Below are 21,226 nucleotides of genomic sequence, written 5' to 3'. Positions count from 1 at the left end.
AGCCATAAATAAGCAGACTTATAAGATTATTTCTAATTAGTGATAACCAAATTCTTCATTACTTTAGGTAAAAAATATTTCAAAGCAGGGCACTATTTGTATAGAACACAGCGTTATTAATAGGTATAATACTACAAAACCATTAACCAATATTAGTATGAGCGACAAACCATTAGTTTGGATTATCGACGATGACGATATTTCTAAATATGTCATGAAAAGGAACCTTAAGCAATTATCGGTAACTAATGTTATTGGATTTCCAGATTCTGTTCAGCCTTTAAAAATTTTAACTGACAATTTTGATGCTACAGATGAGTTGCCAGACATTATTCTTTTAGACTTGAATATGCCTATTCTTAATGGGTTTCAATTTATGGAGGAATTTAAGGTTGCAAACAAAAATATAAAGAAAGATATTCAAATCTATATGTTGACTTCTTCTTTAAGCTCAGATGATATAGACCGTTCAAAATTATTTCCTGAAATTTCAGAATATATCATTAAACCTATTCAGCTAAGAAAATTATCGCGGATTGTTGATCGGGTGTTACAAGATTAAAATAAATTTACTCCTTGGTCTTTGCTTCATTCCAAAAAACATCCATTTCTTTTAATGTCATATCTTGTAAATTTTTACCCATTTGTTTTGCGTTTTTCTCTAAATATTGAAAACGCTTAATGAACTTTTTATTGGTGCGCTCAAGGGCATTTTCTGGATTAACGCCCAAGAACCTAGCATAATTTATCATAGAAAAAAGCACATCTCCGAACTCCGATTCTATTTTATCGATTTCACCAGAAGTAACCTCTACTTGTAATTCACCAAGTTCTTCTTGTACTTTTTCAAATACCTGTTCTGGTTTTTCCCAATCAAAACCTACCCCGGCTACTTTATCTTGTATTCTATTTGCCTTAACCAAAGCTGGCAAACTGCTTGGCACTCCCTCCAAAACACTCGTTTTACCTTCCTTTAATTTAATCTGTTCCCAATTACGTTTCACTTCTTCGGCATCTGCAACTTTTACATCGCCATAAATATGAGGATGTCTATTAATTAATTTATCACAAATAGCATTCGCTACATCTGCAATATCAAAGTCATTGGTTTCTGAGCCTATTTTAGAATAAAAGATAATATGAAGCAGTACATCACCTAATTCCATCTTCACTTCATTCAGATCATTATCTAAAATAGCATCACCCAACTCGTAGGTTTCCTCTATAGTTAAATGCCTAAGTGACTGCATTGTTTGCTTTTTATCCCAAGGACATTGCTCACGCAATTCGTCCATTATGGTTAATAATCTATCAAGGGCATTTAATTGATCTTTCCTACTATTCATGAATGATGTTTTTACAAAAATACGTATCACGTGTATGACCGACTAAAATTTCTGTTTAGTTTTCGTACATTTAAAATCATTAAATCTACAATCACTTAAATTTAACAATCTAAACTAATGAAGACGCGAAGAAACTTCCTTAAACAATCAAGTCTATTCGGTGCTGCAACACTGATAATGCCACAATTTAGTTGCGCTGCACCTAAAAATTTCTCCTACGGTGTTCAACTTTATTCCTTTAGAGATGAAATGCTAAAAAACCCAAAGAAAGCGTTAGAAGAGATTGCAAGTTTAGGTTTCAAAGAAATAGAAAGTGCCGGTTCTTCTAAGGGATATTATTACGGTTTAACACCTTCAGAAATGGGGAAAACTTGTATAGATTTAGGGATGAAGATTACAAGTGGCCATGTACGCCTCGATGATAAATTTGAACAAACTATGGAAGATGCTGTTGCCTCTGGCCAAGAGTATCTCATTTGTTCTTCAATGCCTTCGGATGGACAAACTGTTGATAATTATAAAAAGGTGGCCGAGCAATTTAATGTTGCTGGTGAGGCATGTAAAAAACTAGGTTTAAAATTCGGGTATCATAATCATGAATATGAATTTGATTCTGAAAATGGACATGTTCTCTACGATGTGTTAATGGACAACACTCAGAATGATTTGGTATTTATGGAATTAGACCTTGGCTGGGTTGTTGTTGCTGGCAAAGATCCTATTTCGTACTTTAAAAAATACCCAGGTAGATTTCCGCTATGGCACTTAAAGGATATGGATATGTCTAAAAAGGAAAGTACAGAATTTGGCAAAGGAGTTCTTGACATAGCTTTAATGCTTAAAAACAAAGAACTTTCTGGCGTACAACACATATATATTGAACAAGAAGAATATGCCAGTACACCTTTTGAGAGTATGAAATATAATATGAATTATCTTAAAAGTATATAGGATAAATTATGGGAACAAAATTTCAATTCATATTTGCAATCATATGCTCCTTCTTCGTTATTTCTTGCACTTCTCAATCAGAGTCATTAGTCACCGAAGGTGCAGAACTAATTCGAATTTCTAATGAGTATAGTTTTACCGAAGGCCCTGCATCTGATAAAAACGGAAATGTATTTTTTACGGATCAACCAAATAATAAGATTATAAAATGGAAAGCTGAAGATAACTCTTTAAGTATTTTTAAAGAGCCTTCGGGTAGAGCCAATGGCTTATATTTTGACCATGAGGGTTATTTGTTAGCTGCAGCCGATGATAAAAATGAGCTATGGAGAATAGATACAAATGGAGAAGTAGACACGCTCATTACTAATTTTAAGGGTAAGAAATTAAACGGACCCAATGATCTTTGGGTAGATTTAAAAGGTGGTATTTATTTTACCGACCCTTACTACCAAAGACCTTACTGGGAAAGAACTACCGCAGAAATTGAAGAGAATAATGTTTATTACATTTCACCTGATTTAAAAGATGTTAGCATAATTGCTGGTGATTTTATACGTCCAAATGGTATTATCGGTACACCAGATGGCAAAACACTTTATGTTGCGGATATCGGTGATAAGAAAACATACTCCTACTCTATTGCAGAAAACGGCGCCCTAAAAGACCGAAAATTATTTACAGACATGGGCTCTGACGGAATGACCATTGACAACAAGGGCAATTTATATCTTACGGGTGAAGGTGTAACTGTCTTTAATTCGAAGGGAGAAAAAATACATCATATACCTGTAAATGAAGAATGGACAGCTAATATAACCTTTGGTGGCAAAAACCAAGATATTTTATTTATAACAGCTAAAGGTTCTGTTTACACTCTGAAAATGAATGTTAATGGTGTTAGATACTAGAATTATAGTTTAGTGAATTTTCGATTTAAAATATCAGACAAATCATCGTTTATACTCTCGGTTAATTCTTATGAATTAAGTATCATAGTATCGAAACCATTGAAATTTAGAATATTACTTTGAAAAAACCAATTTCCTGATTTACTAATTGTTAGACCACATCGAATGGCATAAAAGTCACTCGTTACACGTGTAATATCCAATTCTATAAAATCCATTTTCCAAATGACGTCAGCATTAATAACGAGCGCGCGATTTAAACAATTTACTTCATCTCATATATTACTTGACGCGACACCATCTTCATTACCATCTTGAGCTATATAAACATTTATCTCAGATAAATTATATGACCCTTTTACCATAAGACATTCATCAACTTCATCATCATTATTAACTGAAGAGCAACCTTCTATCATTATCACCAAAAAAATAAAAAGAAGTATTTACAATTCTTCATTGCACATTTATATTTTAACATCAACCATTTTGAAAGTAAGTCAAATAATTTTTCATTCCATTAGATTAAAATACTTTTCAAAGATCAGAACATCTATTCAAAAACCAATCAACTTTATATATCTACCCAAGCTTTATTATCAATAATGCAACAAACTGATTTAAACCTTAATTATTCCTTGTTTTTTTTTATCTTAATCCACTTAAAACCTACCAAACTATGATTGTATATATTTTCGAATTTATTGGGACTGCCATGTTAATTCTTATAGGGAATGGTATCGTAGCAAACCTAGTTTTAAAGGATACCAAAGGTGGTTCTTCTGGCTGGGTAGGGATTTCACTTGCTTGGGGTATCGCTGTTTTTATTGGAGTTTATATTTCTGCTGATGTTAGTGGCGCTCATCTTAATCCCGCGGTTTCAATAGGTCTTGCAGTTGCAGGTAAGTTTTCATGGTCATTAGTACCTGGCTATATTGTTGCTCAAATATTGGGTGCTATGATGGGTAATTTATTAGTCTGGTTAACTTATAAAAAACATTATGAAGCAACTGAAGATACCGGTGCCATATTAGCAACATTCTCAACTCAACCAGCTATTCGCAGTCCATTTTGGAATTTAGTAACTGAAATTATCGGAACTTTCACTCTTGTTTTCGGTGTTTTTTATATTGCAGGTGGTGCAATGGGTGAGAATGCGGTTTCTTTAGGTTCACTCGATGCTTTACCCGTTGCTTTATTAGTTATGGGAATTGGCTTCGGACTTGGAGGGCCGACAGGCTATGCTATTAACCCAGCGAGAGATTTCGGTCCTCGTTTATTACATTCGATTTTACCTATCAGAAACAAGGGTAAAAGTGATTGGAGCTATGCATGGGTTCCTATAGTTGGCCCCATTATTGGTAGCGTATTGGCAGCACTTTTATATTTACTAATTGAATCATTTATATAATAAAAAAGAAAATGAAAAATATACTACTTCTATCCTGTTTACTTGTTTCTATGAATATAATATCACAACGTGTTATTGATTTACCGTTCACCCCTAACCCAGATGTAAAATGGTCGACCGGTGAAAAAGAGTACTTCTCAGAAATATGGGATACTCAAGTAATAACAAATGTATCTGTACCACGATTAGAAGTATATGAGGCTGACCAACCAAACGGAACTAGTGTAATAATTGCGCCAGGTGGCGGACTCTACGGTTTAAGTATAAACAGTGAAGGACGAGATGTAGCCAAATGGTTGAACAATAGAGGAATTACCGCTTTTGTTTTAAAATATCGCCTGGTACCTACGGGTATTGATGGCATTAAAGAAATTACAGATGAGGGAAATACCAATCCTGCTAAAATTGGGGAAAGGGTATCCCCTGTCTTACCACTTTCGATTACAGATGGTTTAGCCGCGATTACCTATGTAAGAACCAATGCAAAAGAAATGAAGCTAGACCCAAACAAAATTGGCTTTATGGGTTTCTCTGCTGGTGGCGCTGTAACCATGGGTGTTACATTTAATTATTCAAAAAGCACCAGGCCAGATTTTATCGTGCCTGTTTATCCATGGATGACCGTTATTGGCAATTATACCATTCCTGAAGATGCCCCACCAATGTTAGTAATTTGCGCCTCTGATGACCCACTTGGACTTGCTAGACCTAGCGCAACTCTATATACAGACTGGGTAACAAGCGGCAAAAATGCTGGAATGCACATGTATTCTAAAGGTGGCCATGGTTTCGGAATGAAAAAGCAACAATTAGCTTCTGATGATTGGATAACTCAATTTCATGCTTGGGCACTTACCGAAAACTTAACAAAGCCAACACTTAACTAAAAATATGATTAAAATTACTAGATACCGTCCAATAAAAGAGCTTAAAATCTCATATATTACCTTTTTATTTTTTTTAATAGGTAATGTTTGTATTTCACAAACAGAAAACGTCTTTTCTGACGAGGTAAAAAAAATTACAGCTAAATATGATACTATTTGGAATTCTCAAAAAGAGACCATTCTTTTTACTGGAAGCTCTAGCGTACGCTTATGGAAAAAATTAGAGAAAGAATTTCCAAACCATCAAATTATAAATAGCGGATTTGGAGGGTCACAAGCGTCAGACCTACTGCTTTTTATCGATGAATTGGTTCTTTCCTACAATCCTAAAAAGGTGTTTATATACGAAGGTGACAATGATTTATGGGCAAAAAAAAGACCCGTTCATGTTCTTGATACGACAGAAGAGATCATCCGTCGAATAAAAGCAAACAACCCATCTACTCAAATTATATTAATAGCTGCAAAGCCGAGTATCAGTAGATGGAAGATTCGAGGAAAATATAAACGGTTAAATAGAAAAATGGAACGCCTTGCCAAAAAAGATGTTCAATTAGATTTTGTTGATGTTTGGAATCCCATGCTCAATAAAAAGAAATTAAGAACCGATATTTTTATTGAAGATGGTCTGCATATGAACCAAAAAGGTTATGATATTTGGTATGAAACCATGAAAAATTTAGTTAATCAACCTTAATTACAAACCATGTTTAAAACCATTTGTATTCGAAGCCTGTTTTTTGCTTCTATAACTTTAGCATTTATTGCTTGTAGCGAAAAGAAGAAAGAACGTATTGCAATGCCAGTAACCGACCTAGCAAAAGTCAGTTTAATTCCCAAGCCTTTAAAGACAACGCCAACAAATTCGGCTTTTGCTTTAGACCAGTTTACTGCCATTTATACTTCTAAAAACGCAACTGGTTTTGAGGAAGTAGGTACATTTTTAGCAGATAAGTTAAAGAGCAAAACAAACTTAACTATACCCGTAAATTCTGAAGGTGCCAATACAATTGAAAGAGTAATATATATCAACCAAAGTGATAGCATAGACTTAAATTCGCCTGAAGCATATCAACTTTACATAAATCAAGATTCAATCATCATTAACGCGAATACCGCCGAAGGAGCTTTTAGAGGTATACAGACTTTAAGACAATTGGTGCCTATTGAAAGTAACGATACTTTGGCTTTACAGAAAATTTGGCCAGTACCGTCGGGTAAAATTATCGACAATCCTAATTTCGCCTACAGAGGTTCTATGTTAGATGTCGCACGGCATTTCTTTAGTGTTGATGATGTTAAAAAATATATCGACCTACTATCTTACTATAAAATCAATGTACTTCATTTACATTTAAGCGATGACCAAGGTTGGAGAATCGAAATTAAATCATGGCCTAAACTTACAGAAGTCGGCGGTATTACTGAAGTTGGTGGCGAATCTGGCGGATTTTACACCCAAGAAGACTACAAAGAAATCGTTCGTTATGCCGCTGATCGTTATATGACTATTATACCCGAAATAGATATGCCTGGCCATACCAATGCGGCATCAGTATCTTATCCGTTCTTAAATGGAAATGGTAAAACTCCAAAACCTTACGAAGGAACGCATGTTGGTTTCAGCACGTTCGACACCCATAAGGATACTATTTATGCTTTTATCGATGATGTAGTTCGGGAAATTTCTGCAATAACACCAGGGCCTTATTTTCATGTTGGTGGTGATGAAAGTCATGTTACAAAAAAGAGTGATTATATCTATTTCATTAATAAAGTAGAGAAGATTGTTCAAAAACATGGTAAAAGAATGATCGGTTGGGATGAAGTTGCGATAGCAAATATTGATTCCACATCAATTTCACAATGGTGGGCAAGCGAAGAAAATGCGAAAAAAGCAGTAGATAAAGGAATGAAAATAATCGTTTCACCTGCAAAGAAAGCGTATTTAGATATGGAGTATGATACATTATCTAAATTCGGATTACACTGGGCCGCTTACATACCTGTTGATACTGCGTATATATGGACACCAGAAGAATATGGTATACCCATAGAAAACATATTAGGTGTAGAAGCGCCACTTTGGTCTGAAACAATTAGTAATATAGATGAGCTAGAATACTTAGCATTCCCAAGAATTATCGGATATTCTGAACTTAGTTGGAGTATTAAAGAAAATAGAAACTGGGAAGATTATAAAGTACGTTTAGCAGACCAAGCTCCCTTTTTAGATAGAATGGATGTAAAGTATTATCCATCACCATTAATAGACTGGAAAAAAAGTGATTTCACTTATGAGACCATCAATAAAGATTAAATAAACTGTTACATAAAAAAAGCCTTGATTTTTTTAAATCAAGGCTTTTTTTATTCTCACTAAAACTCTTTTATTCCTCTTCAGAAGCATCACTTGCTTCTTCTTTTTCACTTGAGAAATCAGTAATTTTATTATCGGTCAATATGTTATACCATTGAATAACTTTTTTAATATCACTCACATAAACACGATCTTCATCGTAATTAGGTAATACTTCAAAAAAGTATTCTTCTAATTTTATTTTTTCATCCTTATGACTAATAGAGGTTTTGCCCCCATCTTCTTTAGTTTGTATTTTTTCAAAAACCTCTCTTAATGGCACTTCTTCTTCTAACGTATAAATCGCTATTTCAGACAATACACTTACACTACTACGTAAGCTAACTGTTATTCGTTTACCATCTAACAAAGACTCCGCCACAAATCCAGTTCTTGTTTGGGTGATTAACTTATATAAACCTGGCTTTCCTGCAACGGATAAAATTTTCTCTAAACCCATAAACTATTTTAAAATTTAAGTCGACAAAGATTACACTTTTCTATTAATTATAAGATGATTTTAACGTCCTTTTTTCATTGCAGGAAATTTCATGCGATAGTCTACACTGATCTTTCCTTTAGATATATTGGTCAATCTACCTTTTAACATTCTCTTTTTTAAAGCAGATAATTTATCGGTAAACAAAATACCTTCAATATGATCATACTCGTGCTGAATAACACGGGCTAATAATCCGTCGAACGTTTTTGAATGTTTTTTAAAATTCTCATCCAAATAAGTGATTTTAATAGTATCCTTTCTATTAACATCTTCGCGTATATCTGGTATACTTAAACAACCTTCGTTAAAAGCCCACTCTTCGCCGGTTTCTTCTTCAATATAGGCATTTACAAATACCTGCTTAAAACCATTTAGCTGTTTTTGCTCATCTTTAGTTAGCTCTTCATCATCCGAGAAAGGCGTGGTATCTACTAAGAATATTCTAATAGGCAGACCTATTTGAGGTGCCGCAAGACCAACACCGCTTGCATTATACATAGTTTCCCACATATTGGTAAGCAACTCATTCAGTTTAGGATAATCTTTATCAATATCATCGGCAACTTTTCTCAATACGGGGTCTCCGTATGCTATAATCGGTAAAATCATTTATAATGTCTTTAAAAAATCTTGTAATATAATAGTTGCACTAATCTCATCTATTAATGCTTTATTCTTTCGTTGTTTCTTTTTTAGACCGCTATCTAACATGGTTTGAAATGCCATTTTAGAGGTAAAGCGCTCATCATGCCTTTTAATAGCTATCGATGGAAATTTTTCTCCAAGCTTCACTAAAAATGGTTTAATATGAACTTCTGATTCAGAAGCAGTATTATCCATTTGTTTTGGTTCACCAACGACAATAGTATCAACCTTTTCCTTTTTTAAATATTCGGTCAAATAGTCAAATATTTCAGATTCAGGAATAGTGGTCAACCCGAAAGCAATCATTTGCATTTCATCAGTAACCGCCAAACCAATCCTTTTTATTCCATAGTCAATTGCAAGAATCCTTCCCAAACTTAATTTTTGGCAAAAATAAAGGATAATTTGTTATATGTGCTTTCGCGAATGGTGAATTACTCCACTTCAACTTATATTTGAGAAAATTTTGATGAAAATGACAGAACTGAGAGCACAAATAGAAAAAGCTTGGGATAATAGAGATCTTTTGAAAGAATCTTCAACCCAAGATTGTATTAGACAAGTTATCGACCTTTTAGATGTTGGTAAATTAAGATGCGCAGAACCAACATCCACCGGGTGGCAAATTAATGAATGGGTAAAAAAAGCGGTTGTTATGTATTTCCCTATTCAAAAAATGGAAACATTAGAGGCCGGTATTTTTGAATACCACGATAAAATTCCGCTAAAAAGAGGATATGCCGAAAAAGGAATAAGAGTAGTGCCTAATGCTGTTGCTCGACATGGGGCATATATTTCCGCTGGCACTATATTAATGCCTAGTTACGTGAATATAGGAGCCTATGTTGATGAAGGTACAATGGTAGATACTTGGGCCACTGTTGGTAGTTGCGCACAAATCGGTAAAAACGTTCATCTAAGTGGTGGTGTTGGTATTGGTGGTGTTCTAGAGCCATTACAGGCTGCTCCAGTAATTATTGAGGATGGTGCTTTTATTGGTTCTCGATGTATTGTTGTAGAAGGCGTTAGAATAGAGAAAGAAGCTGTGTTAGGAGCGAATGTAGTTTTAACAATGAGTACAAAAATTATCGATGTTACAGGTGAAACACCAGTAGAGAGAAAAGGATTAGTACCTGCACGCTCAGTGGTTATACCCGGTAGTTACACTAAAAAATTCCCTGCGGGTGAATTTCAAGTGCCCTGTGCCTTAATCATTGGTCAAAGAAAGGAAAGCACCAATAAAAAGACATCATTGAACGATGCTCTTAGAGAGTATGATGTAGCGGTTTAATCTTTAAACTATTTCTTTTACTTTTTTTATTGCTTGGGATAAATAAAAACCAGAAGCTACTTTTGCTTTTATTTTTTCCACATTGGTAATCATATCGGAATATGAATTAGCATCCAAGTTTTTTAAAACTTCATCTAATTCATTTAAAGAATTTAGGGTAATACCTATTTGTTCTTTTTCTATGAATTTAGCAATGGCAGCTTTTTTCCAAACAATAACGGGTAATCCGCACAAGAGATATAAAGATGTCTTGTGCGGATTATTATATAATAGATATTTTCCAAAATCGCCAGAACACTCATTTAGAGCGTTCCCGTTCCATATTAATCCAAAAGAACCTTCTATTTTATCGATAACCTCATCAGGTGAGAATACACCCTGGTAATCTAAAATCGAATCAGTCTGTTCAACATCTGCTACATTAAATCCGTTGCCATATAATTTTAAGGCATAGTTTGACGGATTAAGCTTATCCATGCTATATAAAAATTCACTTTTCTCTTTCCCCAACCCACCTGCAAATACTACATCATATGGCTTGTTAGTGGTTGCATGTTTATCACTTGAATGAATATAATCGAATAATTCTAAGCTTACTAACTGTGCTGTGCAGCCATTTTCTAGAAACCAATTTTTCATAGATTCGTTATGAACAATTAAGGTATTAGCTCGGTTGAATTTGGCCATTTCACCTTTCAAGTCGGTAGACTTACCCATCAAATACTTAACGTCATGTATAATAATGATAAGCTTACATTTTTTCATTGATACTATACCTGTGATGTACCCAAAAAACTTACTAAGCGGATATTGCATACAGAAAACTGATTTTCTTGGTAGCAAAAAAAGCCCTTTTGTAATTCCGAAAAAACTAATAATCGCACCCAGTGCAGAACTCGGATGATTAGTTTGTTTAAATCCTAAATTCTTAAAACCATTCTTTTCTAAAACCGTCTCACAATCCATCTTCGGTTTAGAGGCAGCATTTTTTGAGAACTTATAGTTTCTAGATATGTAGTAATAATTTTCAGAACTCATAAATGGGTAATTTATAATTAAGAAATGCAAGTTTAATATTCTTTAAGCACAAAAAGATATTTGGAAATCTATTTTATTAAAATTGCGTTACCCAAACCTTATCTTTGAGTGATAAATAACTGAATTTTATGTCAAACAAAAAGTATGATTTTCTTATCGTAGGCGCAGGACTTTATGGCGCTGTTTTTGCACATGAAGCAAAAAAAAGAGGAAAAACAAGCTTAGTAATTGATAAAAGAGAACATATTGGAGGAAATACCTATTGTAAAAAAATTGAAGATATTAATGTTCATGCTTATGGAGCCCACATTTTTCATACGAATGATAAAAAGATCTGGGATTATGTAAATGACTTCGTTCCCTTCAATAGATATACCAATTCACCTGTAGCAAACTATAAAGGCTCATTATATAATCTGCCTTTTAATATGAACACCTTCTATCAACTTTGGGGAGTTAAGACCCCAACAGAGGCAAAAAGCATTATTGAAGAGCAAAGCAAAGAACATCAAAAAAACAGACCTCAAAATTTAGAAGAACAAGCGCTTTCTTTAGTAGGGGAAGATATTTATAACAAGTTAATAAAAGGCTACAGTGAAAAGCAATGGGGACGAAAAGCTACTGAATTACCCGCATTCATTATTAAGAGACTACCGCTACGGTACACTTTCGACAACAATTATTTTAATGATAACTATCAAGGAATACCAATAGGTGGTTATAATGAACTTAGTGGGGGGCTTCTAGAAGGTATTGAAGTGCAATTGGGTGTGAATTATTTTAAGGATAAAGAATCTTTACAAAAATTAGCTACAAATACAGTTTTTACAGGAAAAATTGATGAGTACTATAACTATGAATTTGGTAAACTCGAGTATCGTAGTTTACGTTTTGATCATGAAATTTTAGATATAGAAAATTATCAAGGTAATGCCGTTATAAATTATACAGAAGCACAAATACCCTATACCCGAATTTTAGAACACAAACATTTTGAATTCGGCCAACAGAAAAAAACAGTTATTACAAAAGAATATCCCTTAGAAGCTTCAACAAACCTAGAACCCTATTATCCAATTAATGACGAAAAGAATAATACTATGTATTCTAAGTACAAAAAAAAGGGTGAAAGCGATACCGTTATTTTTGGCGGAAGGTTAGCAGAATACAAGTATTATGACATGCATCAAGTTATAGGTGCAGCGTTAGCAAAAATTAAAAATATTCTTGGTAATTAAACGCAACCATTTGATAAAAACAACTCTAGTTAACAAGTCAATAACTCAAAGAATATATTTTAAATATGTAAGAATTTTACTTCACTATACAATTTTTTAATTCATTTTTTGTTATAACTTTGTTCGCTCCAATTAGAGCCAACCAATCAAATTGGATATTATGATTACCAAAAAAGAGAAACTTACCGCTTTAATCATCACATACAACGAAATGGGATACATTGAAAAATGTATTGATTCTGTTTCCTTTGCCGACGAAATTATTGTGGTAGATTCTTTTAGTACAGACGGCACTTTTGAATTTTTAAAAAGTCACCCAAAGGTAAAAGTCATTCAAAATCCTTTTGAAAATTTCACAGCTCAAAAATCATTTACTTTAAAACAAGCCACAAATGACTGGGTTTTGTTTTTAGATGCCGATGAAATTGTTTCCAATGCATTACAACAAGAAATAGTAGATACGGTTTCTAGCGGTACCGATATTTCAGCTTTTTGGTTTTATCGCCAATTCATGTTCAAGAATGAAAAATTGAATTATAGTGGTTGGCAAACCGATAAAAATTATCGCCTTTTCAGAAAAAGCCATGCGAAATTCTCTGATTGTAAAATCGTTCATGAAACTTTAGATGTTGATGGAACTTCTGGTATTTTAAATGAGAAGCTTATTCACTTCTGTTATAAGGACCATGAAGACTACAAGAATAAAATGTTGAAATATGGCAGATTGAAGGCCATTGAGTCCTTTTACAAAGAAAAGAAATATAGCTATGTAAAGATGATTTTAAAGACTAGTTGGAAATTTTTCAACCATTACATCTTACGTCTTGGTATTCTTGATGGTAAAAAAGGATTCATTATTTGTCATTTAAACGCTCTTGGCGTTTTAGAACGTTACAGAGAACTTAAAACTCTTGAACAAAAGAATGAGCTTGCGTATTACTTAGTAATGCCATAAAAAGTCCATACCCTTTTTTCTTTCTTTGTCACATTTCTAATTCCTACATTTTTTGCAATTGACTCCGGTGTTTTATACCCTCTTTTGTGGTCTAAATGTACACACACAGCACTGTAACGTAGTTGTTTAGATTTTAACCCGAAGTTAAAAAGTCGTTCTCCTAATTCTCTATCTTGACCACCGTACTGCATACGTTCGTCGAAGCCGTTTACATTCTCAATATCCTTTTTCCAGCCAGATGAATTATGACCGTTCCAACTGGCATTGGTAGGTGTAATCCAATTTAAAATCTTAGAAATAAATCCTTGGGCAGTAAGTTTATTATTCTTAAAAGTTTGAGGAATACCTTTTTCTTTAAGCCACTGAATATTAAAACACCGTTGCTTTTCAATATCCTCTAGCGTAATCAGTTTAGATATATTCATAGGCAGCATGTAGTATCCACCAGAAATAAAATATCCTTGTTCTTTATTTATATAATGTACCTGAACGAAATCTTCTCTAGGTATACAATCACCATCGGTCATTATGATATAATCGGCAGAGCAAGCAGTAACAGCCTTGTTCAAAATTTTTGATTTTTGAAATCCATCATCCTCTTGCCACACATGTACTATTGGATAATGAACTTGTTTAGACATTTCTGCAATCAATTCTTTCGTTGGTTCTTTTGAACCATCGTCAGCTATGACAACTTCGAAATATTTAAAAATTTGTTGCTCAAAACCCCACAGTACTTTCTTTAACCACTCTTCGGCATTATATGTACTAACTATGATACTTATTTTAGGAATCTCCATACTGCGTTTCAAATTACCACAAAAATATAAAAGTCTTATCTATCTTTGAACTTGAAAAGACTGGCTACATTAATAAACGACAAATAACAGCATTGTAAAATGAAGTTGAAAGAAATACCTGTATCTATTTACACTTCAATTAAACTTTCATCGCTTTCGGTTAAAAGTATAGTTTCTAAAACAAAAGAAGAAATACCTGTTATTGTTTCTTTAACCTCTATACCAGAAAGGTTACATACTTTGCATTTAACCATACGAAGTATCTTGAACCAAGATTCTAAACCAAAAAAAATAATTCTTTGGCTACATGAATCTTTAAAAGATGAAATACCAAGTAAATTAAAAATATTAGAAAGTGATTTATTTCATATCATGTATTCCAAATTAACTTGTTCTCACAGAAAATTAATTCATAGCCTTGATCTTTTTCCAAAAGATATTATTATTACTTGTGATGATGATATGATGTACCGTTCTAATTGGCTTCGTTTACTTTATGAAGAACATAAAGCGCATCCTAATAGTATTATCGGAAATCAAACTAGGTATATTCGTTATACTAAAAACGGAGAGCTTCAAACATACAAGAATTGGGTTTATGACCAGAACAACTCCTTTAATAAATCTGCTGTAATCCCTATAGGAGCAGAAGGTGTTTTATACCCTCCTAAAAAACTCTCAGATAATACTACTAATTCTGAATTATTCTTAGCATTGGCTCCTAAAGCAGATGACCTTTGGTTTAAAGCAATGGCATTATTAAATGGGACGAATTCTATATTAGCTAAAAATAGAGCCGAAACACCTATACCTATTACAGGATCTCAAAAGCACTCCCTTAAAAAATCGAATATAGGTGGTGACAAAAACAGGACTCAATGGCTAGCATTAACCCAGTATTTTAATATTAAACCCGAAACATTTCTTTAAACAATTTCAGAAAAGCTATGACAGAAGAAATTAATAAGTGTATAGAGGTTCTTGAAAATGGTGGACTCATACTCTACCCTACTGATACTGTTTGGGGTATTGGTTGTGATGCAACTAATGAAACTGCCGTAGAAAAGGTTTTTAAGCTGAAGCAACGTAAAGACAGTAAAGTATTAATATGTCTTGTTGCAAATGATGCCATGCTAGAGAAACATGTTGAAAAAGTTCCGGATCTAGCTTATGACCTCATCGACCTAGCTACAAAACCCACTACCATAATTTATGACAAACCTCGTGGTGTAGCCAAAAATCTGATTGCATCTGATAATACATTGGCCATAAGAGTAGCTTCAGATAAATTCTGCCAGTACCTAATTGGTAAATTCAAAAAACCAATAGTATCGACCTCAGCTAATATTTCTGGAGAAAATACTCCGAAAAGTTTCCAAAATATAGACAAAGCCATTTTATCAGGTGTAGACTATGTGGTAAATTTGCACCGAGAGAAACAGAATGATTCCGCATCATCTATTATTAGATTATCTAATGATAATACTGTGAAGATTATTCGAGAATAAGAACATGCAAGAGAGCCATATAAACGCTTTAAACAACCCTATTTTCAAAATTATTTCAGAAGCTGCAGAAGAACTTTCTGTAGATTGTTATGTTATAGGTGGTTTTGTACGAGATTACTTTTTAGGTAGAAGTATACCGAAAGATATAGATGTCGTTGCCATTGGCAGTGGTATTAAACTTGCCGAAAAAGTAGCTTCAAAATTAGATAACAAACCTCAAGTATCTGTTTTCAAAAATTTTGGTACTGCCATGATCAAAAGTGAGGGCATTGAACTTGAATTCGTTGGTGCGCGAAAAGAAAGCTATCAGCGAGATAGCAGAAAACCCATTGTAGAAGATGGTACGTTAGATGATGACCAAAAAAGAAGAGATTTTACCATTAACGCCTTAGCAATTTCATTAAACAAGGTAAACTACGGGAAACTTCTTGACCCATTTAATGGAATACAAGATCTAGATTACAAAATCATCAAAACTCCTCTAGAGCCTGGCATCACGTACTCTGATGACCCTTTAAGGATGATGAGAGCAATTCGTTTTGCCACACAGTTAGATTTTCAGATAGCCCTACCCTCTTTACAAGCTATCACCGAAAATAAGGATCGTTTAAAAATTGTTTCGAACGAACGTATTTTAGATGAGCTTCATAAAATAATGTTGTGCAAAAAACCTTCATTAGGTTTTTCGCTTTTGCATAAAACCGGACTACTAGAATTAATACTTCCTGAGCTTACAGCGCTTCAGGGCATTGAAGAAATTGAAGGGCAAAAACATAAAGATAATTTCTGGCACACCTTAGAAGTAGTTGATAATATATCTGAAGCTACAGATGACCTATGGTTACGTTGGGCAGCTTTATTGCATGATATTGGTAAGGCACCAACTAAAAGATTCCATAAAAAAATTGGTTGGACATTTCATGGTCATGAATTTGTAGGTTCTAAAATGGTATACAAGCTTTTTAAACGTTTACGTATGCCGTTAAACGAAAAGATGAAGTTTGTTCAAAAATTGGTACTGATGAGCTCTAGGCCTATCGTATTAGCCGAAGATTTCGTAACTGACTCTGCAGTACGTAGACTAATATTTGATGCCGGTGATAATGTAGAAGACCTTATGACGTTGTGCGAGGCCGATATCACCACAAAAAACCCTAAAAAACAGCGTAAATATCATCAAAACTTTAAATTGGTTCGTCAAAAAATCGAAGAAGTAGAGGCACGTGATCATGTTCGTAATTTTCAACCTCCTATAAGTGGAGAAGAAATAATGGAAACTTTTTCTTTAAAACCTTCCAAAGAAATTGGGATAATTAAAGAAGCTATAAAAGAAGCTATCTTAGAAGGGGAAATACCGAATGAGTACGAAGCAGCAAAAGAATTTATGCTTGCTAAAGGAGAGAAATTAGGGCTAGTAACAACGAATTAGTATGGAAATTAAGTTTAGAAAAATTGCCAAACTATCTTTATTTTTAGTTTATTTAGTAATTATAGCTGGGGCTGTTGTTCGTATGACCGGCAGTGGAATGGGTTGTCCTGACTGGCCTAAATGTTTTGGATATTATATTCCACCCACCGATGAAGTCGAGCTGAAATGGCAACCAGATAGATTATTCGAAAAAGGTCAAGTTATTATAAAAAATAAATCTTTACAGATATCTAAAGAAACATTCACCACCAACAGTTCTTTCAATTCAGATAATTGGGAACTTTATACCAAACATGACTATGCCATATTTAACCCTTGGCATACTTGGATAGAATATATCAATAGATTATGCGGAGCTTTAGCAGGTCTTGCCACATTATTACTTGCCATTACCTCTATTAAGTTTTGGAAAAAGAAAAAACGCATACCCATACTGTCGTGGTTGGTGGTTTTCGCCATGGTCTTTCAAGCATGGTTAGGAGCTACCGTAGTATATTCTGTTTTAGAACCAGCTAAGATTACACTACATATGTTTATGGCCTTGGTCATTGTAGCTATGCTTCTTTATATTATTTATTTAGCCAATTCCGAGAACAAGCTTATTCGTTTTGATAAACTTACGCTTAACCTAAGTATTCTGGCAATAGGCCTTACCCTAGTTCAAATTATTATGGGCACCCAAGTACGACAATTTGTTGATGAACAAATAGATATATATGGATATGAAGCAAAGAGTGTTTGGCTTAAAGACCCACTTTTTTTATTTTATATTCACAGGTCATTTTCAATTTTAGTCTTGTTGCTAAATGCCTTTTTAGCTTTTAGAATAACTAAATTAAATTTAGGACACATTAAAATCTATTGGGTTCTCTTCTTATTAATAGTTGAAGTATTCACAGGTATTGCAATGAATTATCTGAATTTTCCGTTTGCCAGTCAACCTTTACACCTTGTATTGGCTTCGATTCTTTTCGGTGTACAGTTCTACATAGTTTTAGATGCATTAAAGCCTAGAAAAAACGCCAAAACTTCGTAACTTTGCCCTCCCGCAAAAAATAAGGTATGATCTATAAAATTCGTATAATTTTAGACGCTGAGGAAGATATTTTCAGAGATTTAGAAATTGAAGCGCATAATTCATTAGAAGACTTTCACAATGCTATAACACAAGCATTTGGATTCTTAGGAAATGAAATGGCCTCTTTTTATACGTGCAATGATGAGTGGCAACAAGAAGAAGAGATTGCACTTTTTGATATGAGTGAGTCTGGTTCTGATGTTCGATTAATGAACGAATCTTATTTAGAAGATGTAATTACTCAAGACAATCCTAAATTAATTTACGTTTATGACTTCATGAATATGTGGACGTTCTTTGTTGAACTTGCCGATATTGAAGAAAAAGAAGATGGGCATTCATACCCAAATGTACTTTTTTCATTTGGAGAATTACCTGAAACACCACCCGAAAAAAACTTCAAAGCAGAAAATAGTGCTTTTGACTTTGACGATACCTTTGAAAATTATGACGACCTTGATTTTGATGAAAATTGGAATTAGTTAGTTGTTAATGAAATTCAATCTCCTTTTTTAAGAACAATCCTATAAATAAGAACATTCTATGATCAACTTATATGCAACCCAAATTGAAAGTATTTCTATACATAGAGTTGGCAATAAAAATAAAAATGAAGGCGTTTTTCTTTCAGAAGAACCTTTCAGGTTAAATGATGAAACTACAGGTTTATTAAAAGAATACTTTTTTAAACCTTTTAGGGAGAAGGAAGAAAACTATTACAAATTGGCTAATGAAGTCGATGTTGAATTCAACGAACTTTTTAAAATTGTAAGCGAAGTTTTCGATGACACTTCTAAGGCTCATTTGAATTCTAAAAAAATAGCTTCTTTACTATTTGAGCAATCCAATCACCCGCATATTAAAAGTGGAGAAGTATATGTTGCTTACTTGACCGGTTTATTATTAGACAACAAAAAAGTTGATGCAATAGGCATCTTTAAAAGCGAATTAAAGCACGATTTTATTCAATTCGAAGAAAAGGACAGTAATCTTGACATTGTTATTCAACAAGGTATCAACATCAATAAATTAGATAAGGGTTGTTTAATTTTTAATGTAGATAAAGAAGAAGGGTATAAAGTTCTTTCCGTAGATAGTAATAAATACGACACTAAATATTGGATAGAAAACTTCTTAGGTGTTGACCCACTTTCAGATGACAACTTTAAGACCAAAAATTATTTAAAATTCTGTCAAAACTTTGCAAAGGATGTTGTTTTGCCTGCTGAAGACAAACAGCAAGAGGTATTGTTCATGAACCGTGCAGTTAACCATTTTGCAAAAAATGATTCTTTTGAAGAATCTACATTTTTGAATGAGGTCATGGAAAACCCTGAACTCATACCAGAGTTTAAAAATTATAAAACTGAGAAAGGGCCCAAGTATAGTATTCAAGATGTTTCTAATTTTGACATTGCCAATAAAGCGGTATCCGACGCACGAAAGAAAATTAAAAATGTGATTAATCTGGATACCAACATACAAATAAAACTAGATTTTATAAATCCGGAATCGGCAGAGAAATTCGTAGAAAAAGGTTGGGACGAAGAAAGACAAATGTATTATTACCTTGTTTACTTCAACAAAGAACAGAAGAGTTAAGAGTAGCTATTTCGATAGTAACTAGATATAAAAAAGAGGATGAATAAAATATTCATCCTCTTTTTTTATGAACAATTTGACTTTTTCAAATAGACATTACTTTGTATTATATTTTTATATTATTCTCGATAATCTGTTTCATACTAACATCTTCATAATTACGACGTACAAAGTTTAGCGCTAAATCAAGTACTTCACCCATAGTTGTACAATTTTGAAAATCCATATCCATCGTAAGAACTTCTATCTGCTCTCTAAGCAGGGCTATATTCTCTGGTGTTGAAATTTCATCGGTCTTACAAATGGCTCGCAATTTTTTAATTCTATTTCCAGAACTTAAAATACGTTTTGCCACCATAGAGCGCTCTTCCAATTTATATTGATCTACAGAGTCTCTCTTCAATTTATTACGAACCAACTCAACCATTTTATAGTTTTCCTTAAAAAATTGAGGCCTATATACCTTTAATTTACCTTCAAAACATTGTTGATCAAAATCTATTGCACGAATCTTATATACCACATGGTCAAAATCATGGGTAGGTACAATTACATAGTTATATGAACGCATATCTCCCAATAACCGAATCATACAACGTTCATTAAACTTTACAAATTCTTTGGCTAATTGTGCCTTTTCAGGTTCTGTACATTTCGGCAACATATTCTTAATAAACTCATCGCCAGGTATACCGGCTATATGCTCCTCAATTAAAGTATCCTTATAAACCAAAAAATTTAAATTATAAGGTGAAAGCATGTGCTCTAATTCCAACCCATAAATTCGTGAAGCATCCGTTTTTTTGATATAGAAATACGTGAAGTTATCATTCAGAATATTACGAATCTTTATTCTAAAAGGTTTAGAATTTCCGAACGTACAGAAATCTACCGCATCGACATTCAAATATTGATTAATATTATTACTTCCATCAGAGTGCAAAATAGAATAGACCTTTTTTAAACTATCATCAATTTCCTTTCTATCGAATTCAGAATAATAAGCTCTTACCCATAAAGTATCCTCGTCATTTTGATCATAAACAACTACTGAACCAGAAAACCGAAGTAAATCATCATAAAATATAGGTATCTCTATTTTACGACTATAATGATCCAAATAGCCATCTAAAGCCTCACTTACAGGATAGGCTGGTTTCTTTTTAGACATTAATCGTTCTTCTGACATACTACAAATTTCTTAACAAAATAAACATTTCAATCTAATAATCTCTTGAAAATAAATAGAATTAACAGGTACAACAACATAATAGT

General features: G+C 33.4%; 24 protein-coding genes. 16 read left to right on the top strand and 8 right to left on the bottom strand.

Annotated features, from left to right (window positions below; genetic code table 11):
* Window positions 1-157: 157 nt before the first annotated feature.
* A complete protein-coding gene (locus AAC084_RS06390; RefSeq protein WP_339838451.1) occupies window positions 158-562 on the top strand; it encodes a response regulator in 405 nt (134 codons plus the stop codon).
* A 7-nt stretch (window positions 563-569) separates the two neighbouring features.
* Here the strand turns inward: AAC084_RS06390 and mazG are convergent, their stop codons facing one another.
* Window positions 570-1,346 carry a nucleoside triphosphate pyrophosphohydrolase gene (mazG, locus tag AAC084_RS06385; RefSeq protein WP_339838448.1) on the bottom strand — a complete coding sequence of 259 codons (777 nt, stop codon included), beginning with the start codon at window positions 1,344-1,346 and terminating at the stop codon, window positions 570-572.
* A 117-nt stretch (window positions 1,347-1,463) separates the two neighbouring features.
* On the opposite strand from mazG, the gene AAC084_RS06380 reads away from it, so the two are divergent.
* Window positions 1,464-2,297 carry a sugar phosphate isomerase/epimerase gene (locus AAC084_RS06380; RefSeq protein WP_339838446.1) on the top strand — a complete coding sequence of 278 codons (834 nt, stop codon included), beginning with the start codon at window positions 1,464-1,466 and terminating at the stop codon, window positions 2,295-2,297.
* Window positions 2,298-2,305: 8 nt separating this feature from the next.
* Window positions 2,306-3,208 (top strand): SMP-30/gluconolactonase/LRE family protein, encoded by a 903-nt coding sequence (locus AAC084_RS06375; RefSeq protein WP_339838444.1) that lies wholly within the window; start codon window positions 2,306-2,308, stop codon window positions 3,206-3,208.
* A 275-nt stretch (window positions 3,209-3,483) separates the two neighbouring features.
* Here AAC084_RS06375 and AAC084_RS06370 read toward each other — a convergent pair whose 3' ends face one another.
* On the bottom strand, window positions 3,484-3,627 hold the full coding sequence (locus AAC084_RS06370) for a hypothetical protein (protein WP_339838442.1): 144 nt from the start codon (window positions 3,625-3,627) through the stop codon (window positions 3,484-3,486).
* A gap of 260 nt (window positions 3,628-3,887) precedes the next feature.
* On the opposite strand from AAC084_RS06370, the gene AAC084_RS06365 reads away from it, so the two are divergent.
* The 4 genes from AAC084_RS06365 to AAC084_RS06350 are packed head-to-tail and all read left to right on the top strand — an operon-like array spanning window position 3,888 to window position 7,826.
* Window positions 3,888-4,619, top strand: coding sequence for an MIP/aquaporin family protein (locus AAC084_RS06365; RefSeq protein ID WP_339838439.1), 732 nt, complete (start codon window positions 3,888-3,890; stop codon window positions 4,617-4,619).
* An 11-nt stretch (window positions 4,620-4,630) separates the two neighbouring features.
* Complete coding sequence (locus AAC084_RS06360; RefSeq protein WP_339838436.1) at window positions 4,631-5,506, top strand: alpha/beta hydrolase; 876 nt, start codon at window positions 4,631-4,633, stop codon at window positions 5,504-5,506.
* A 4-nt stretch (window positions 5,507-5,510) separates the two neighbouring features.
* A complete protein-coding gene (locus AAC084_RS06355) occupies window positions 5,511-6,203 on the top strand; it encodes an SGNH/GDSL hydrolase family protein (RefSeq protein WP_339838433.1) in 693 nt (230 codons plus the stop codon).
* Window positions 6,204-6,212: 9 nt separating this feature from the next.
* A complete protein-coding gene (locus tag AAC084_RS06350; protein WP_339838431.1) occupies window positions 6,213-7,826 on the top strand; it encodes a family 20 glycosylhydrolase in 1,614 nt (537 codons plus the stop codon).
* Window positions 7,827-7,896: 70 nt separating this feature from the next.
* Here AAC084_RS06350 and AAC084_RS06345 read toward each other — a convergent pair whose 3' ends face one another.
* Genes AAC084_RS06345 through ruvX form a run of 3 tightly spaced genes read right to left on the bottom strand, consistent with a single transcriptional unit; the run spans window position 7,897 to window position 9,387 of the window.
* Window positions 7,897-8,325, bottom strand: a complete 429-nt coding sequence (locus AAC084_RS06345; RefSeq protein WP_339838428.1) for a DUF5606 domain-containing protein — start codon at window positions 8,323-8,325, stop codon at window positions 7,897-7,899.
* A gap of 60 nt (window positions 8,326-8,385) precedes the next feature.
* Window positions 8,386-8,976 carry a peptide deformylase gene (gene def / locus AAC084_RS06340; RefSeq protein ID WP_339838424.1) on the bottom strand — a complete coding sequence of 197 codons (591 nt, stop codon included), beginning with the start codon at window positions 8,974-8,976 and terminating at the stop codon, window positions 8,386-8,388.
* Window positions 8,977-9,387, bottom strand: coding sequence for a Holliday junction resolvase RuvX (ruvX, locus tag AAC084_RS06335; protein ID WP_339838421.1), 411 nt, complete (start codon window positions 9,385-9,387; stop codon window positions 8,977-8,979). It lies immediately after the preceding gene.
* 100 nt (window positions 9,388-9,487) lie between these two features.
* On the opposite strand from ruvX, the gene AAC084_RS06330 reads away from it, so the two are divergent.
* Window positions 9,488-10,303 carry a 2,3,4,5-tetrahydropyridine-2,6-dicarboxylate N-succinyltransferase gene (locus AAC084_RS06330; protein WP_339838418.1) on the top strand — a complete coding sequence of 272 codons (816 nt, stop codon included), beginning with the start codon at window positions 9,488-9,490 and terminating at the stop codon, window positions 10,301-10,303.
* Between the two features lie 3 nt (window positions 10,304-10,306).
* Here AAC084_RS06330 and AAC084_RS06325 read toward each other — a convergent pair whose 3' ends face one another.
* A complete protein-coding gene (locus AAC084_RS06325) occupies window positions 10,307-11,341 on the bottom strand; it encodes a beta-1,6-galactofuranosyltransferase (RefSeq protein ID WP_339838415.1) in 1,035 nt (344 codons plus the stop codon).
* Window positions 11,342-11,469: 128 nt separating this feature from the next.
* On the opposite strand from AAC084_RS06325, the gene glf reads away from it, so the two are divergent.
* Together glf and AAC084_RS06315 are read left to right on the top strand one after the other, a co-directional pair.
* Window positions 11,470-12,579, top strand: coding sequence for a UDP-galactopyranose mutase (gene glf, locus AAC084_RS06320; RefSeq protein ID WP_339838413.1), 1,110 nt, complete (start codon window positions 11,470-11,472; stop codon window positions 12,577-12,579).
* 160 nt (window positions 12,580-12,739) lie between these two features.
* Complete coding sequence (locus AAC084_RS06315) at window positions 12,740-13,534, top strand: glycosyltransferase family 2 protein (RefSeq protein ID WP_339838410.1); 795 nt, start codon at window positions 12,740-12,742, stop codon at window positions 13,532-13,534.
* On the opposite strand, the gene AAC084_RS06310 is transcribed toward AAC084_RS06315, so the two are convergent.
* Complete coding sequence (locus AAC084_RS06310; RefSeq protein ID WP_339838408.1) at window positions 13,516-14,334, bottom strand: glycosyltransferase family 2 protein; 819 nt, start codon at window positions 14,332-14,334, stop codon at window positions 13,516-13,518. The genes AAC084_RS06315 and AAC084_RS06310 overlap by 19 nt on opposite strands.
* Before the next feature lie 99 nt (window positions 14,335-14,433).
* On the opposite strand from AAC084_RS06310, the gene AAC084_RS06305 reads away from it, so the two are divergent.
* The 6 genes from AAC084_RS06305 to AAC084_RS06280 all read left to right on the top strand — a co-directional run bounded on the left by AAC084_RS06305 (window position 14,434) and on the right by AAC084_RS06280 (window position 19,951).
* Window positions 14,434-15,264 carry a glycosyltransferase gene (locus tag AAC084_RS06305; protein ID WP_339838406.1) on the top strand — a complete coding sequence of 277 codons (831 nt, stop codon included), beginning with the start codon at window positions 14,434-14,436 and terminating at the stop codon, window positions 15,262-15,264.
* 17 nt (window positions 15,265-15,281) lie between these two features.
* Complete coding sequence (locus AAC084_RS06300; protein ID WP_339838404.1) at window positions 15,282-15,842, top strand: L-threonylcarbamoyladenylate synthase; 561 nt, start codon at window positions 15,282-15,284, stop codon at window positions 15,840-15,842.
* A 4-nt stretch (window positions 15,843-15,846) separates the two neighbouring features.
* Window positions 15,847-17,271 (top strand): HD domain-containing protein, encoded by a 1,425-nt coding sequence (locus tag AAC084_RS06295; protein WP_339838401.1) that lies wholly within the window; start codon window positions 15,847-15,849, stop codon window positions 17,269-17,271.
* Window position 17,272: 1 nt separating this feature from the next.
* The gene (locus AAC084_RS06290; RefSeq protein ID WP_339838398.1) at window positions 17,273-18,307 is read left to right on the top strand and encodes a COX15/CtaA family protein; all 1,035 of its coding nucleotides are present in this window, start codon (window positions 17,273-17,275) and stop codon (window positions 18,305-18,307) included.
* A gap of 26 nt (window positions 18,308-18,333) precedes the next feature.
* On the top strand, window positions 18,334-18,831 hold the full coding sequence (locus AAC084_RS06285) for a hypothetical protein (protein WP_339838396.1): 498 nt from the start codon (window positions 18,334-18,336) through the stop codon (window positions 18,829-18,831).
* 61 nt (window positions 18,832-18,892) lie between these two features.
* Window positions 18,893-19,951 (top strand): nucleoid-associated protein, encoded by a 1,059-nt coding sequence (locus AAC084_RS06280; protein WP_339838393.1) that lies wholly within the window; start codon window positions 18,893-18,895, stop codon window positions 19,949-19,951.
* Window positions 19,952-20,057: 106 nt separating this feature from the next.
* Here AAC084_RS06280 and AAC084_RS06275 read toward each other — a convergent pair whose 3' ends face one another.
* Window positions 20,058-21,140 (bottom strand): hypothetical protein, encoded by a 1,083-nt coding sequence (locus AAC084_RS06275; RefSeq protein ID WP_339838389.1) that lies wholly within the window; start codon window positions 21,138-21,140, stop codon window positions 20,058-20,060.
* Between the last annotated feature and the right edge of the window lie 86 nt (window positions 21,141-21,226).

Origin of the sequence: uncultured Maribacter sp., from assembly GCF_963977385.1 — a bacterium.
GTDB lineage: Bacteria > Bacteroidota > Bacteroidia > Flavobacteriales > Flavobacteriaceae > Maribacter.
Note: the sequence above shows the minus strand (reverse complement) of the source record. Positions and strands in the feature narration are given on the sequence as shown.